Raw genomic sequence first — 14,951 nt, 5'->3', positions numbered from 1 at the left:
GCATAGGTGATGGGTTTTATGACAGTGCCAGAGAATAATATGAAAAAAGAAAATGATAGTAAATCACCTGATTTAAACTTATTAAAACAAGTTTTAAATATGACATTTGAAAGAAATTTACTTGTACTTAAAGAAAAGTTCCCACAATTATATAACAGGTTTTATAACTATACTCCGAAGGAGTATGCCTTAGAAATGGACCCTAATGGCTTTATAAATATAGCCCATAAGGGTGGGTTTATGTATCACGATGATCCTAAAAAGTTATGTAATATTCAATATGTGGAATATAAAGTTGCTCCAATAAAAAGTGTTTATTCTGCAAAGCCTATCGACCCAAAAGAAGCCCCTGTTCATTTTGAACACTTAGACTTTGTTAATGACTTGGTTCTTAAAGCTGATGATCTGATAAGTAAAGAAGCTTCTAATAAATACGATCCACCGGAAAGCTTTCCTGTCCTATTAGTACTAGGTACTGGGCTTGGATATCACTTAGAATTGTTACAAAAAGAGGATATAAACCATATTCATCTTTATGAACCAAACAATGATTTATTTTATGCCTCTTTATTCATCATTGATTATGGTCAATTAATTAGTACTTTTGAACAACCGGGGAAAGGTATTTCTATAGAAGTTGGTTCATCTCCAGATCAATTTGTTGAAAATTTACATCATTTATTTTCACAAATTGGACAGTTTCGTACGGGGGCAATGCCTGTTTTTTGTCACTATAATGATGAAGTATCTGATAGGGCGCTTAAACAGTTTTTTGACAGTAGTACTCATTTTTATGCTGGTTTTGGTTTTTTTGAAGACGAGATATTATCCTATAATCATACGGTTCAAAACTTAATTAATAAAGCAAATTTATTGCCAGAAAATTTTAAGATGGGGGATGCTTTAGATAAACCTATTTTTATTTGTGGAAACGGGCCTTCTCTAGATGCAAACATTAAATTTTTAAAGCAGGCACAAGATACTTGTTATATTTTCTGTTGCGGGAGTGCTATATATCCCTTGTATAAAGCGGGAATTGTTCCCGATGTTCACTTTGAGGTAGAGCGTACAGAGGATGTTGCTGGATGGATTAAATTAATTGATGATCCTGAGTTTTTTAAGAAAGTTCCTATAGTTGCTATGAATAATGTAGCTCCAGAAGTTATTTCTCTGTTTTCTGATGCTTATTTATTTTTGAAACCGAGTGATTCAGGGAGCGATTTCCTTAATTCTTTAGATACAAAAAACTATAGTGGGTTAATGACTTTATTTGGATCAAATCCCTTAGTTGGTAATGGGGGGTTAGCATTTTCGACAAAAGTTGGTTTTAAAAATATTCACTTAGTCGGTTTAGATGTAGGTTATAGAGATGTAAAGTATCACCATTCTAAAGATAGCGCTTATTATACTGAATTTGATGGAAAATTTGCTACCGATAGGATCGGTGTTAAAGAGGTTCCTGCAAACTTTGGCGGAACAGTATTTACCGAAACTGTTTATGATCACAGTAGGCATGTGCTTGAATGGGTTCTAAGGCGTCCAGAATATAGAAATTTAAATTGTTTTAATTGTTCTGACGGTGCAAAAATAGAAGGGTCAATACCTAAAAGAACAGAAGAAATTGATTTAACTAAACTAAGTAAAAAGGTCAATTTTAATTTACTACTTTCTCAAAATGCTATTAATAATGATTATGATGTTAAATTGATAAATAAAACTTCAATTGATAATAGTAAAAAGCTATTTTTAGAAATAGATGACATTTTTCATAATAAATTTAAAAAAACTAAGCCAAACTTACATCAACTCATCAATATTTTTGCAGCACAACAAAATCGCATTTTGACCATAATTAAACATGAAAACAAATTTGTTGGTCGTATATTATTATGTAGTTTGAATCATATGCATGTAATTGTGATAGGTAAGTTATACACAATGAAAACTAAATCATCTAGAGATGAATATATGAAAATTTCTCTTTCTATGATGGTAGACTATTTTAAAAAAATGAAAAAACTATATCAAGCTGAAGTATTAAATAAGCTTGATTGATATTACGCGAGAAACATTGATGTGAAAGTGCTTTTTAGAGTTGATGCGTCTAAGAATATCGGTACGGGACATGTAATGCGATGTTTAACGCTCGCAAATGTTCTTAGAAATCATGGCTGTAAAATAGAGTTTGCGTGTATACAAAGACAAGGCGATTTGATCTTATTTATACAACAGCAAGGGTATAGGGTTGCGATTATTCCATATAAACAAAACGGTTTAGATAATAACTTAACGCCTGAATCTATTTATCAAAATGATATTCAAAAGAAAGATTCACACTGCTTTATTAATAAACTAAGCGTATCTAACAAAGATATTGTTGTTGTTGATCACTATGGTTTAGATCATCACTGGGCTAGCGAAATAAAAAAAACAGCTTGTCGAATTTTGGTTATTGATGATTTAGCCAATAGGCAGCATATATGTGACTTTCTATTAGATCAAAATTTACATGAAAACCCTAGTAGCAGATATAAAAATAAAGTTGACTTAAACTGTAATTTATTTCTAGGACCTAAATATGCATTGCTTAGACCTGAGTTTTATTCAGAAAGACCTTTGTTAAAACAAGTGAATAAACGAATACCACATTTTTTAGTTTATTTAGGGTTTGTTGATCCTAAGGATACAACCTCCAAAATTATAGCTGCTATTGAAAGTTTAGAATTTGAGGTTAAAGTAGATTTTGTATTAAGTGAGTTACATCCTAATTTTCGGGAATTAAAATCAAAGGCTTTAGAATTAGAAAATATTGATATTCATTTACAACCAGCAGATATACTCTCAATTTTAAAAAGGGTTGACTTTGTAATTGGAGCTGGTGGTAGCGCGACTTGGGAGCGTTGCTGTTTAGGTATACCTTCAATTTTATTTGCCTTAACAGAAAATCAAAAAGTACTAGCGGAAGAGTTATCAAAACTAAATACAGTATTATATTTGAAAGAAAAGGATGTAGTATCAGTTGATAAGATCAAGCAGGCAATTATAGCTATGGTAAAAAGTGAGGCTAAACGCTTAAGTTTTTCAGAAAGATCACAAGCTTTAGTTGATGGCGTTGGAGCTGAAAGGGTTGCAGCTATCATGATGAATTCTTTAGCAAAAGATAATAAGCCTGTTTTTCTAAAAAAATTAAAATCAACAGATGCAAATATGATCTTTGAATGGCAGCATGAACCTGATATGAGAAAACATTGCCGGATAGATGCGCCTCCAGAAAAAAAAGAGCATGAACTTTGGATTAAGTCTCGCGTAAATTGCCAAAATTCTGTCACTAATATTATTTATCATGATGAACAAGCAGTTGGCATGGTTCGATTAGACAAGCTAGTAAATATAGATGCTTTAGAAGTTTCTATTTTATTAACGACTCAATCTCGCGGTTTGGGTATTGCTAAAATTGCTTTAAACCTTTTACTTGCTAAATATAAAAAAAATCCAATTCGTGCATATATAAACGTTGATAATATTACCTCACAATATTTATTTTCCAATCTTAACTTTGTACCTTTAGATAATAAAAACTGGTGGATCCTTAAAAGCCCACCTCGGAAGTATTAATGAATCATTTTGTAGAAATAGCAGGAAAAAAGATTGGCAAAGCATTTGCCCCTTATATCGTTGCTGAATTATCGGCCAATCATTGCGGCTCGCTAGATACGGCTTTAAAAGCAATTGAAATTGCAAAAGAGTCAGGTGCTGATGCAATAAAATTACAAACATACACAGCAGATAGCATGACTATTAATTGTGATAAAAGTGATTTTAAAATAAAGGGTGGGCTATGGCATGGCTATAGTTTGCATGAATTGTATGAAAAAGCGCACACACCCCTTGAGTGGCATCAAGCATTATTTAACAAAGCAAAAGAGGTAGGTATTACGCTATTTTCGACTGCGTTTGATGAGTCTGCCGTTGATTTTTTAGTGAAACTTGATACTCCTGCTTTTAAAATTGCCTCCTTTGAATTAACTGATTTATCTTTGATAAAGTATATTGCCAAGACAGGAAAGCCTATGATCATGTCAACGGGTATGGCAAATTTGTCTGAAATAGAAGAAGCTGTCTGTACGGCAAAAAAATCAGGATGTGAAGACATTATTTTATTGCACTGCATAAGTAGTTACCCCGCACCTATAGATCAATCAAATTTAAAAACCTTAAATGATTTGTCAAAACGTTTTGGTCTTGTTGTTGGTTTATCTGATCATAGCCTTAGTAATAATGTATCCGTGGCTGCTGTTGCTTTAGGTGCGAGTTTTGTAGAGAAACACTTTATTTTAAATAAAGATAATAATAGTCCTGACTCCGATTTTTCAATAGAGCCTGAAGATTTAAAAAATTTATGTCTATCTACGAAGGAGGCATGGCAAGCATTAGGGCAAATTAATTATAAACAAACTGCTGCTGAACTTGATAATGTTAAGTTTAGGCGATCAATTTACTTTGTCGCGGATGTCAAAAGTGGTGAATATATAACAAAGCAGCACATTCGAAGAATTCGACCTGGGTTTGGTTTAGCCCCCAAATACTTCGAACAATTAATTGGTAGAAAAGCAAGTTGTGATATTGATGCTGGTACACCAGTAAGTTGGCATTTACTAGAAAAAAATTAAGCCGAATAATTTTTTATCAGAAATTGAATGTATTTATACTATAAATGAGTAATAAATAGGAAAACATAAGCATGAATAATAATAAAATAAAAAAAATTCTCATTTTGAATAATGCTTGTGGCCCAATAACTAAACTATTAATGGAGCTTTCAATTTTAGGAGTTGAAATTGAAATATTTGATGCCACGCTAGACTCTAATCTTGAGGAATTGAAGAATACAGTTGAATCTTTTGCTCCTGATTATATATTACAACAAAATCTTAATGTATTTGTTTTAACTGGAAAATTCGGGGCTCAGGCTGCTGAATGGTTAGCTTCAACTAATTACAAACAGGTATTCTGGTTTCTAGGCCGACCTGATTCCGGTGGTAGTCCGTATCTCTTGTATACATGGTTACAATTAGATTACTTTAAAAATGCACTATTTCTATGTGGTTCTAAACAATATGAAGAAATTTTACAGAGGTATGGAGCTAAAACAGCGTACTTTCCATTTGCAATAGATCAAAGTGAGTTCCATGTAAATTCTGAATCAGTTTTAAAATATGATACATTTTATTGGAACAGTGCTGCCCATAATGTGATTTTAAAATATGATCCAGTTGAAAATATTGAAGTGATATCTTCTACTCATTATTTAGCACAAGGAGCTGCAAAGAACCTATTCACTACTTGCATTAATAATATTCCTGCTTTAGCGGAAAAAGCAAATGAGCATTATCAAAAATTTTATAAATTAATTTCACCATATTTAATACAGTTTTTTACTACTCCGGATCTTTGCGCTATAAAATATGAACACAGAAGAGCTGTGTTTTTTAATCAAATTTCTAAAGTTTTAAGCCCTGAAATTTACTATATTGTTTTATGCAATGCTTTACAGTTAGACCGTATTTTTGATGATTATCAAAATTATGATATTTACAATAAGGCTAGCTTTTTGTTTGATGGCATTTGTGAAGGTGGTATGTGGAAGCAGTTAGGATTAATGAATAAAACGACTGAAATAACTAACTTAGAAGCTTACAGAAGCAGTAATATCACAGTATCTTACTCAACATCACTGACGGGGTTAGCACCTTCGTTAGTGCCTTTAGAGGTTTTTGCTTCTGGTGGCTTTTCTATTTCAGAACATAGACCTGAAATTTATAGTTTATTACCAATTCAAGATAAAGTGACTTATCAAAATATCGAAGAATTAAAGCAATTAGTAAAATTATACTCTGAGAATGAAGCACTTCGAAATAAAGTAATTGAAAAAGCTCAAACACATATATTATCGCACCATACGTATAAAGTTCGCGCTAAAGAATTAATTCAAATTTTAACTAACATTTAGTTGTAAATAACATATATAGGAGTGAATATGGAACCAATAGTACGTTTATTAGCAAGAGACAGGCTCATTAGAATTTTGCAAGCTTATATATCAGTGAAACTACCAGACCGTATAGGAAAGATATCTGTCTTAGATGTGGGGTGTGGAAATGGCTTTATTTTGCGCGAATGCATAAATATAGGCGCTGACTTTAATGCTTGCATGGGAATTGATTTAGATGAGAATTTAATTGCTGAAGCCAAAACAAAATCACCAGCTGGTTTTAAATATCATTGCCAAAGGTTGGAAGAGTTTGCTGCTGATGGGCTTAAATTTGATATTATTATTACTTCAGGCTTTTTTGCTTATTTCGATAATCATCATATGAAGTCTATATCTTTAATTTTAAAAAATATGTTAAACCCTAATGGTTTAATGATCACTTCAAATTATGATAAAGACTGGTTGAAATTAGATAATGGTCAACTCAGAGGACTGAATTATTCAATAGATGGTATCCGTGCTTTTGACTTTTCACAAAATGAATTAAGCCAATTATTAGGAGCAGAGTTTAAGCATTTAAGCCAGCACCCTCACTTGATCAGCGGTGATAAACTTAATAAGTTTTCAGAGCTATTTAATAATCCGAGTAAATATTCAGCATATGAATCATTATTAGATTCAAATGCTGTAAAAGCTACAACTTACTTAGATGTTTACGCTCCTTGTTAAAGACAAATACACCTTTCTAAATAAAAAGCTTCGGCTAGCTCGACTCCTACTTGAGAACCTCTGGACTGAGCCAAAGCTTTGACCGCATCAATTGAGCGAGCATGAGGCCAAGGCATCATTTCTTTATTATAATCTACAAGGGTTTGGGATTTGATTTGCCAATATTCACTAATATCAATAAACCAATTCGGAGTAAATTGCGCTTGACTACTTGGTTGCCAATCCGTACCAGACTTAACTTCAAAGCATAAAATTTGTTTAACTGGGCAGTTTGGTTGTGGTCTGCATGCAGTCATTACTGCTCTGTGTGTTAGTTGGTGATCTATATTTAAATCTTGTGCGCAGTGAGTATAAATGACATTAGGCTGATAATACCCTATAACGGATTCTATCGCTTGGACTACTGAGAGTAATGGAATGCTGTCCATTTGATTATCTGGGAAGTTAAATTGATGAATTTTTGAAATGCCTAAAGTTTTTGAGGAAGCTTTTAGCATCTCATTTCTAACCGTGATTTCATTTGTTATATGTTCAGGGCGAGCGCTTACACCATCGGTCATTACAATTAATTCAACAATATCGCCATTATCAATATGTTTTGCAATAGTACCTGCACAACCTAATGCTTCATCATCGGCATGGGCAGCAATAACGAGAACCTTATTCACAGTTATGTCCTATATTTTGAGTTTTTAAAATATTTATACTGTTACTTCCATAATTACATAGTAAATCTAAAATACAAAGGTGAGAGATAAAGTCGCCTTGCATTTGTTGGTATGTTGGATGTTTATAATCATGGAATGCAATGTTAATATTATTTTTAATAAATAGCTCACTTTCCAAATAATCACGCCCAAATGGACCTGATAAATAAGTTTGAGTCTTAAAATTTTTACATATATCTAAGACAAGGTCTGACTTTGTAGTTTGAAAGTCATATTCTGAACTATAAATAATAGGTGTTTTAATTTCTAAAGCATTTAAAAAAAATGTAAGTTGCCATTTTAAAATGTCACTTAACAGTTCCCATTTTTTTTCATAAAAATGATTGAGTTCTTCAGCGTATAAAGCAAAAAAAGGAGATTTTTTATAATTAAAATAGAGTGAGTTCCAATGCTTTTTTTGCCACTTCTGGGTGTTATTTACTTCAATTTTATTTAAGGCTAGATCTCCAAATTTTCCAGATGTTTTAAGTGGTATCGTTAGCCAACACCAACCCTGTGCTGTTTTAATTTTATTGCGATTGACCATGGAGTTTTTCTCAAATTGCACATGATCTAATACGATATGTTGCGTGCTATTACTAATACGCTCAAAGTATCCTAACCAAGGTAAATAAGCTGGTTGATTGATTGAAGTGATCATTATACTTCTAGTACCTTTTTGGTTTGCATGGCAATAAAATGCGTATCTTCAATACTTAAGCTTGGATATAAAGGCAAAGATACCGTTTTTTGAGTTATGCTGTTTGCATTAATGCAGTGTTTATCTAAAAGTTCATTACTTTCAAATGGGTTTATGGCTGTTATGCCTTTAGTTTTTAAATCGTGAATTACTTTTTGATACCTACTACTTAAAACTATGGCACGATATCTGACATGCGAAAGTTCAGATGACGTATTATCTAATAAGGTTAAGCCTGCATCTTTGTAAATTTGCCATCTAATTTGCCTTTGCTTTATAAATTCAGGTAATTTTTTAAGTTGTACTCTCCCTATGGCAGCCTGAACTTCTGTTATGTGAAAGTTAAACCTAGCGTTATTATCGTGTTGCTGATCAAATTTTATATAATCTTTTGCTTGTTCAATTAAATTTTTACTTTTACTGACTAACATGCCACCTTGACCACCACTAGAGATCATTTTTGTGGCGTAAAAAGATAAAACGCCTAACTCACCCATTGTTCCTAACATTTTGTTATTGGTTGAGGCGCCTAATGCCTGTGCCAAATCTTCGATAATTGGTTGATTACAGCTAGGTAACTTGCTTGATAATCCGTATAAATAAGGGTGAATTAATGCGTCAAACTTTTTTTGTTCACTATCAAAAATTACTGAATTCTTTTTATTATCTAAGTATATTATGTCTGCTTGGTTTAATGTGCATGCATGCTTAAGGGAACTACAAGCATAACTGGGGATCGCAACGGTTTTATTCTTTAATTTAAGAGTTTTCAGCGCAATAAATAATGCAGCACTGCCACTTGTTACGCATACAGCATGCCCCTGAGGTAAACCTAAATACTCACAAATATCATCTTCAAAAGCTTGAGTATGATAACCTTTTACTAAATCATTGCTAATAATGACACTTTGGGCTGCACTAGCTTCATCTATGCCCATTGTTGGCTTGTTATGAGGTATTGTTTTGAAGTTATTCATTATTGTTTTTTTTTGTCTGTAAACAAGCTGATTTATAGTAATCTTTTTTAATTTGCATTGGGTTGCCTATCACTAAAGAATAGGGGGGAATTTTTTTTGCCTCAACGATAGTTCCAGCAGCGATTACGCTATGATGCCCTATATAAGCACCACCTTTAATAACACTATGCGAACCAACAAAAACATTATGTTCAAGTATAATGTCTTGACGTTCAACTTTATCACTAATACCTAATGTGAGCTTGTGTGAGTCCGCTGCATTAATCGCAACAAAAGAAGCGATGTCACAGTTATCACCAATTTTAACCGTGCATTGTGTTGCATTTACTTCGGTCATACCCCCAATATATACATTTTTTCCGATATCGGGCTCACCATTAATCCAAACTAAGGCATGGAAGCGATTGGCTTTAAAGTGAGTTAGTTTTTCAAATAAGGATTTAAAAATCTCTAATTTCATGGTTTTAAATATCCCTTAATTTTCCATATTCCCCATGGCTAGTAAGTCGCCTTTCTTTATACTTTTATTGGCTTTTAAACCTAATATATTTTCAAAAAGGGCTGGAGGCAATCCATTACCTGGTCGCCTTAGACCAATGTTTTTAATGTCTAATGTATCACCTTCTTTGATATCTGATAGCGCTACTATGCTGCGACGCGCTAAAGTGCGCATATCTTGTTCGGCAACTGATGGTCTGATGATTCCACTGCCTTTCATTATATGGGCTGTATGAATTGCATCTCGCCATTGTTTTAATGATTCTGGGTTCTCTGAAAACCAATGGTCCGGGCCAGGCATATCATTACTTAAGGTAAAATGTTTTTCAAATAAACATGCGCCATAAGCTACGGCTAAAGAAGATGCCAAAATACCTTGAGAATGGTCTGAAAAACCAAGGGTAAGCATGGGAAATGCATTCCTAAGGGTTGTTAATTTTTCGAGGTTGATATCTTCAGCTGGCGTGGGGTATTGGGATGTACATAAACATAATATAACAGGGTAACCATCTAAAGCATTTAACGTTTCTAATGCTAAATATACGTCGGCCATATCTGCCATTCCACAAGAAATTATCATAGGAAGGTTAGCTGCGCGGTATGTTTTTAATAAAGGAATATTTGAGAGGTCATCAGAGCCTATTTTAATTGCATCTATGCCAATTTCTAATAGTAACTTTAGATCAGAAGGGTTTTGCGGGGTTGAAAGAAACATAATCTTCTGTTTATCACAATACAATTTAATTTGATGCCACTCTTTTACACTGAACTCCATGCGCTTAAACATATCTAACATGGGCTCTGTAATTTCTTTACCTTGAGATTGATAAGTAAACATTTGTTTTGCATCACCACAAAATTCTTCAGCTTTAAAAGTCTGAAACTTAACTGCATCAACGCCTGCGGCTTTTGCTGTATCAATCATTTTATATGCTGTTGCTAAATCACCATTATGGTTAATTCCTGCTTCAGCTATGATGAAGGGAGGTTGATCGGCTGCGATTATTTTATTGCCAATTACAACTTGATTCATTATTAGAGCCTTTATTTTATTAAATAGAAATCAAACATATGAGTTGATTGAAATATTTGTTTATTGATTGGCATCTTATGGCATTCACTAAAACCTAATTGTAATGCTATTTTTTTAAGTTTCTCATAGTCGACCCAAAATCTGTGATTCAATTCTTCTTTTATCGCATTTTGTTTATCTTCATTTGACCAATCTAATCTTTCGTAAGAGGCTATATGGGCATCTTTAAGGGAAAGATCTGTTGTTTGGCTAACGAATACACGCCCTTGCCTTTTTGTGACATCGTAAATATTTTTAAGGATGAGGCTGAGTTCATCATAAGAGTCAAAATATTGTAACGCACCACCAACAAGTATTTTATCGTATTGTTTATTTTTAGATTTTGTAACGTTTAGTGATAATAAATTGTCTTCGTATGCATTGATATTATTAAAGTTTTTACACTCTTCTTTGGCCCGTTTGATTGCCTCAGTTGAATAATCAAATAAATCTATTTCCTTAACTAAAGGGGAGAAATACAAAGATAAATATCCACACCCACCAGCAGCATCTAATAAAGTATCTTCGGGTGATACATTACCTAGACCTTTGACGAGATCGGATATATAAGCAAAATAATCACTAATTGAATAGTTACTTCTGCCCATAGTTGCAAAGTGGCCGCTTTGTTTGGCCATGTTATTCCATCGTTTCTGCCAGAATTCGCTTCTGCTTTGTAATATTTCAGTCATGTTTCCCTTCTTTGCTAGGCTTTTGTGACGCTAAAAGTGATTTTGCGACTCTGAGACTACCTGCACCATCACATAGTTTATGGGCGAGATCAGATAGTAAGCTCAGTTTGTCTTTATGCTTGATTAGAGTAAGCAAAGTATGTACCACGGCTTGCTTGTTTAACGTGAGCTCTTCACCTAAATAAATACCTTCCATTACATTTGTAACTAAGTTTATATTTCTTTGCTGATTTTCACAGGTTTTAACTATTGCACAGGGAACACCTAAACTAAAAGCTTCCCATAGCATATTGCCAGCTGCGGTAATGATTAGGTGCTGTTTAGTCATTATTTTGGCTATGCATTGGCTATTAATTTCAAAATTAATACTATTTTTAAAGGTGCTTTTTAATCTTTTAATATGTGGGTTTGATGAAGTTCCCATCAGGGTTATATTTAAGTTAGGCATTAATTCTAATAACCAATATATGAGTTTCCCTCCTGTATTAAGGGGATCTGTCGCACCTATGCTAATAAGTATATTTATTTTTTCATTTACTTCAGGAGTTTGATAGCTTCTTGTCTGGCTTAAAAATTCCGGCCTTAGTAAAATATATTCAGGACCTAATAGTAATATGGGTCTGTTGCTAAGGGCTGAATAAACATCTGCATTAGTTGCAGCAGGATCCCAAATGCAGTCAATACCTTCAATAGCAAGGCCAGGATCATTTAATAGCATGAGTTTAGTTGATGATTTATTAAAGTTTTGCCACCAAGTAGGTGTGAGTTGGTACTGATCAATAATGATCCAATTAGGTGTAATATTTTCATTTTTAAGTTCTTCAATACAATTATTTGCATCAATATTATTATTAAACTCTCCATCTGAGGGCGTTTTAATTGTTAGTAATTGGTGCTGACTTTTTTTAATGTTTAGGTTTATGTCAACGGAAGGTTCAGCCATGATAAATATACAGTTTATATTAGTCTCATCTAAAGCTGCTATTTTCTTTAGCGCGTTGGCTAAAGTTAAGCAGCGCGTGAAGTGACCTAGTCCAACTTGAGTATTTGCATCACATCTAAAAACATAATTCACTAGCGTACCTTGAATACAGGTTGTGTTACGACGCCTTTAAAATACGCTTCTATATTACCTAATTTATTTATTTCTACGACCTTAGGGATGATTTTTTGATAGGCTGCCAATAATGTGTCTATATGTGCTTGTGTATGTGAAAATGAAATATTATGTGCGCCAGAGCAGAGCAGTCCATATTGATGCATTTCCTGCTGCATATAGGAGGAAAGCTGTTGTGGGCTGGCTTTGTCAGTTTCTGACATCATTAAAAATGACCATGCCGGATGACCTGAAACATGAAAGAGAGACTCTGCTTTTGATTGAATAATGATCTCTTTTAAACCATTTATAAGCTCAGTGCCAATGTGAGAGATATGTTGTAAAACGTCTTCATTTTTTAATTTTGTGATTGTGGCTTTTGCTGCCGCCAAAGATAATGTTTCCCCACCAAAAGTACCGGAATAAAAAATATCTTCCATTAAGCACATAATTTCTTTTTTGCCTGTGACTGCTGACAAGGGGAAACCATTTGCCATGCCTTTACCAAATGTTGCTAAGTCGGGTATTACATCAAATAAACTTTGGGCTCCACCAATATCGAATCTAAAACCTGTTATAGTTTCATCAAAAATGAGAAGTGCATTGTTTTTATGTGCTATTTCTTTTGCTTTTTGTAAAAAATCATTTTCTGGGTAGGCTACGTTCATAGGTTCCATGATCACAGCTGCTATTTTGTTGGGGTTTTTCGCAAAAAGGCTTTCTAAAGATGCTAAGTTATTAAACTCAAATTTGTGAGTCAGGTGTTTAACGGATGCTGGAACACCTAAATCACGGGTCGTAGAACCTATATACCAATCTTGCCAGCCGTGATAACCACAAACTGCAATATGCTCTTTCCCTGTATATGCTCTGGCTAAACGGACTGCAGCTGATGTTGCATCGGTACCATTTTTTCCAAAGCGTACCATCTCAGCGCAAGGTACTAATTGTGTAATGAGTTCACTGACTTCGAACTCAAGCCTATGAGGTAATGAAAAAGAAACACCATTGCTCAGCTGCTCTATTACTGCTTTATCTATATCAGGATCGCAATAACCTAACATGACACTCAATAAACCATTTACAAAATCGATATAGTGATTGCCATCAGGGTCAGTCACTATTGCACCTTTACCACTTTCTAAAAATAAAGGTGATACTTTATGAGGGTAAACTAGTTGGCTTTTACTAAAAGTTTGAGAGCCCAAAGGGATAGTTTTCAGGCTTCTTTTTAAATATTGTTCTGATTTTTCAAATGAAAACATACTCATAATTCTAAGTAATCCAATATATTTAGCGTCGTAAAATTAGGTTTTTTATGATATAAAGCAGCATAAACCTGAGAAATAAAATCGAAATCATCTTGGGTATCTAATGTCCAGCGCATTAATGAGTGATCATCTTGTTGCGCAATATTACCCATGAAAAATTGTGTTGTATTTTTATCTATAAAATATGTGACATGTTCTCTGTCTTCGTCACTTGTTGCTGTTTGATTTATCCTTGTAAGTGTTTCCTTGCTCAATACTTCTATATCTAACCCGTCTGGAAAGCTTCTAGGATAAATGTTACTCGTATATTCATAATTTCCGTTAATATGATGCGTAATAACTTGGTCAATTAATTCAGGATCAACAAGCGGACAATCTCCAGTTAATCTAACAATATGTGTTGCTTTATAATGCTCAGCGGCGTCATTAAATCTCTTAAGTACATCATTTAAATCACCTCTGTAGCACTCAATACCTATTTTATGACACAGAACTTCGATAGGTGTATCGCTGTGCTCTTGGCTTGTAGCGATTATAAGTTTATCTATTTTTTTACTTCTTAAAGTGCGCTCTATTTGTAATGCTAAAACGGGCTTACCTAAAATTGGTTTTAGCACTTTACCTGGTAATCTACTTGAAGACATTCGGGCTTGAATTATTGCTAATATCATTATTTTTCTGCGTAATATTGTGTTCGTGTTAGACCTAAATAAACCAAATGTAACGGCTTATTATTACATACTGTAAATTCTTTTAAATAACCTTCCTGTTCATAACCACACTTTTCAAATGCTTTTATACTGCCAATATTAGTATGGTAGGCACCAGCTTGTATTTTATTAAGGTTAAGCTGTGAAAACGCAAAGTCTGTGACTAAAGAGATTGCTTCTGTTGCAACACCTTTGCCCCAATAACTTTTATCTCCAATGAGTAAGGAGATATCGGCTCGTCTATGAATAACATTTAGTACATTGAGCTTTATATTACCAATATGCTTGTGGGTATGGGTACAGCAAATAGCAAAAAAAGGTTCACCTTGTTTACTGGTTATAAACTCACGGATCTGGCTTTTTGATTGCGGTGCATATCTTGTCTCAAGGTTTCGCTTTATTTGTGGATCATTTAGCCAATTATAATAGTCATCAGTGATATCTTCTTCACGAACTTCTCTTAGATATATCGAAGCTCCTTGGCAAAATGGAGTCAGTGCAGCCATA

General features: G+C 33.7%; 15 protein-coding genes. 5 read left to right on the top strand and 10 right to left on the bottom strand.

Annotated features, from left to right (window positions below; genetic code table 11):
• Positions 1–39 precede the first annotated feature (39 nt).
• The 5 genes from BM088_RS06200 (at position 40) to BM088_RS06180 (ending at position 6,721) form a co-directional block, all read left to right on the top strand.
• Positions 40–2,055, top strand: coding sequence for a motility associated factor glycosyltransferase family protein (locus tag BM088_RS06200; RefSeq protein WP_177207964.1), 2,016 nt, complete (start codon positions 40–42; stop codon positions 2,053–2,055).
• Between the two features lie 21 nt (positions 2,056–2,076).
• Positions 2,077–3,615 (top strand): UDP-2,4-diacetamido-2,4,6-trideoxy-beta-L-altropyranose hydrolase, encoded by a 1,539-nt coding sequence (gene pseG, locus BM088_RS06195; protein ID WP_091981688.1) that lies wholly within the window; start codon positions 2,077–2,079, stop codon positions 3,613–3,615.
• Positions 3,615–4,670 carry a pseudaminic acid synthase gene (gene pseI / locus BM088_RS06190; protein ID WP_091981685.1) on the top strand — a complete coding sequence of 352 codons (1,056 nt, stop codon included), beginning with the start codon at positions 3,615–3,617 and terminating at the stop codon, positions 4,668–4,670. The genes pseG (BM088_RS06195) and pseI overlap by 1 nt, the downstream gene beginning before the upstream one ends.
• A gap of 71 nt (positions 4,671–4,741) precedes the next feature.
• The gene (locus tag BM088_RS06185) at positions 4,742–6,010 is read left to right on the top strand and encodes a glycosyltransferase family protein (protein WP_091981680.1); all 1,269 of its coding nucleotides are present in this window, start codon (positions 4,742–4,744) and stop codon (positions 6,008–6,010) included.
• A 27-nt stretch (positions 6,011–6,037) separates the two neighbouring features.
• On the top strand, positions 6,038–6,721 hold the full coding sequence (locus tag BM088_RS06180) for a class I SAM-dependent methyltransferase (protein ID WP_091981675.1): 684 nt from the start codon (positions 6,038–6,040) through the stop codon (positions 6,719–6,721).
• Here the strand turns inward: BM088_RS06180 and BM088_RS06175 are convergent.
• From BM088_RS06175 to BM088_RS06130, 10 genes are read right to left on the bottom strand one after another with little or no spacing between them, the layout of a single operon-like run.
• Positions 6,718–7,389: a PIG-L deacetylase family protein gene (locus BM088_RS06175; protein WP_091981671.1), complete on the bottom strand. Its 672-nt coding sequence runs from the start codon at positions 7,387–7,389 to the stop codon at positions 6,718–6,720. The genes BM088_RS06180 and BM088_RS06175 overlap by 4 nt on opposite strands.
• Positions 7,382–8,089, bottom strand: a complete 708-nt coding sequence (locus BM088_RS06170; RefSeq protein ID WP_091981667.1) for a WbqC family protein — start codon at positions 8,087–8,089, stop codon at positions 7,382–7,384. The genes BM088_RS06175 and BM088_RS06170 overlap by 8 nt, the downstream gene beginning before the upstream one ends.
• On the bottom strand, positions 8,089–9,105 hold the full coding sequence (locus tag BM088_RS06165) for a DegT/DnrJ/EryC1/StrS family aminotransferase (RefSeq protein ID WP_091981664.1): 1,017 nt from the start codon (positions 9,103–9,105) through the stop codon (positions 8,089–8,091). Before BM088_RS06165 ends, BM088_RS06170 begins: the two co-directional genes overlap by 1 nt.
• A complete protein-coding gene (locus BM088_RS06160; RefSeq protein WP_091981661.1) occupies positions 9,098–9,565 on the bottom strand; it encodes an acyltransferase in 468 nt (155 codons plus the stop codon). Before BM088_RS06160 ends, BM088_RS06165 begins: the two co-directional genes overlap by 8 nt.
• A 15-nt stretch (positions 9,566–9,580) precedes the next feature.
• On the bottom strand, positions 9,581–10,636 hold the full coding sequence (locus BM088_RS06155) for an N-acetylneuraminate synthase family protein (protein WP_091981656.1): 1,056 nt from the start codon (positions 10,634–10,636) through the stop codon (positions 9,581–9,583).
• An 11-nt stretch (positions 10,637–10,647) separates the two neighbouring features.
• Positions 10,648–11,367 (bottom strand): class I SAM-dependent methyltransferase, encoded by a 720-nt coding sequence (locus BM088_RS06150; protein WP_091981653.1) that lies wholly within the window; start codon positions 11,365–11,367, stop codon positions 10,648–10,650.
• Positions 11,360–12,442, bottom strand: a complete 1,083-nt coding sequence (pseG, locus tag BM088_RS06145; RefSeq protein ID WP_177207963.1) for a UDP-2,4-diacetamido-2,4,6-trideoxy-beta-L-altropyranose hydrolase — start codon at positions 12,440–12,442, stop codon at positions 11,360–11,362. The genes BM088_RS06150 and pseG (BM088_RS06145) overlap by 8 nt, the downstream gene beginning before the upstream one ends.
• Positions 12,442–13,734: an aminotransferase class III-fold pyridoxal phosphate-dependent enzyme gene (locus tag BM088_RS06140; RefSeq protein ID WP_091981645.1), complete on the bottom strand. Its 1,293-nt coding sequence runs from the start codon at positions 13,732–13,734 to the stop codon at positions 12,442–12,444. Before BM088_RS06140 ends, pseG (BM088_RS06145) begins: the two co-directional genes overlap by 1 nt.
• Entirely contained in the window at positions 13,731–14,405 is a 675-nt protein-coding gene (locus BM088_RS06135) for a cytidylyltransferase domain-containing protein (RefSeq protein WP_091981640.1), read from the bottom strand. Before BM088_RS06135 ends, BM088_RS06140 begins: the two co-directional genes overlap by 4 nt.
• Complete coding sequence (locus tag BM088_RS06130) at positions 14,405–14,950, bottom strand: GNAT family N-acetyltransferase (protein ID WP_091981637.1); 546 nt, start codon at positions 14,948–14,950, stop codon at positions 14,405–14,407. Before BM088_RS06130 ends, BM088_RS06135 begins: the two co-directional genes overlap by 1 nt.
• Position 14,951: the final 1 nt, after the last annotated feature.

The organism is Pseudoalteromonas denitrificans DSM 6059 (assembly GCF_900112265.1).
Lineage (GTDB): Bacteria > Pseudomonadota > Gammaproteobacteria > Enterobacterales > Alteromonadaceae > Pseudoalteromonas > Pseudoalteromonas denitrificans.
Note: the sequence above shows the minus strand (reverse complement) of the source record. Positions and strands in the feature narration are given on the sequence as shown.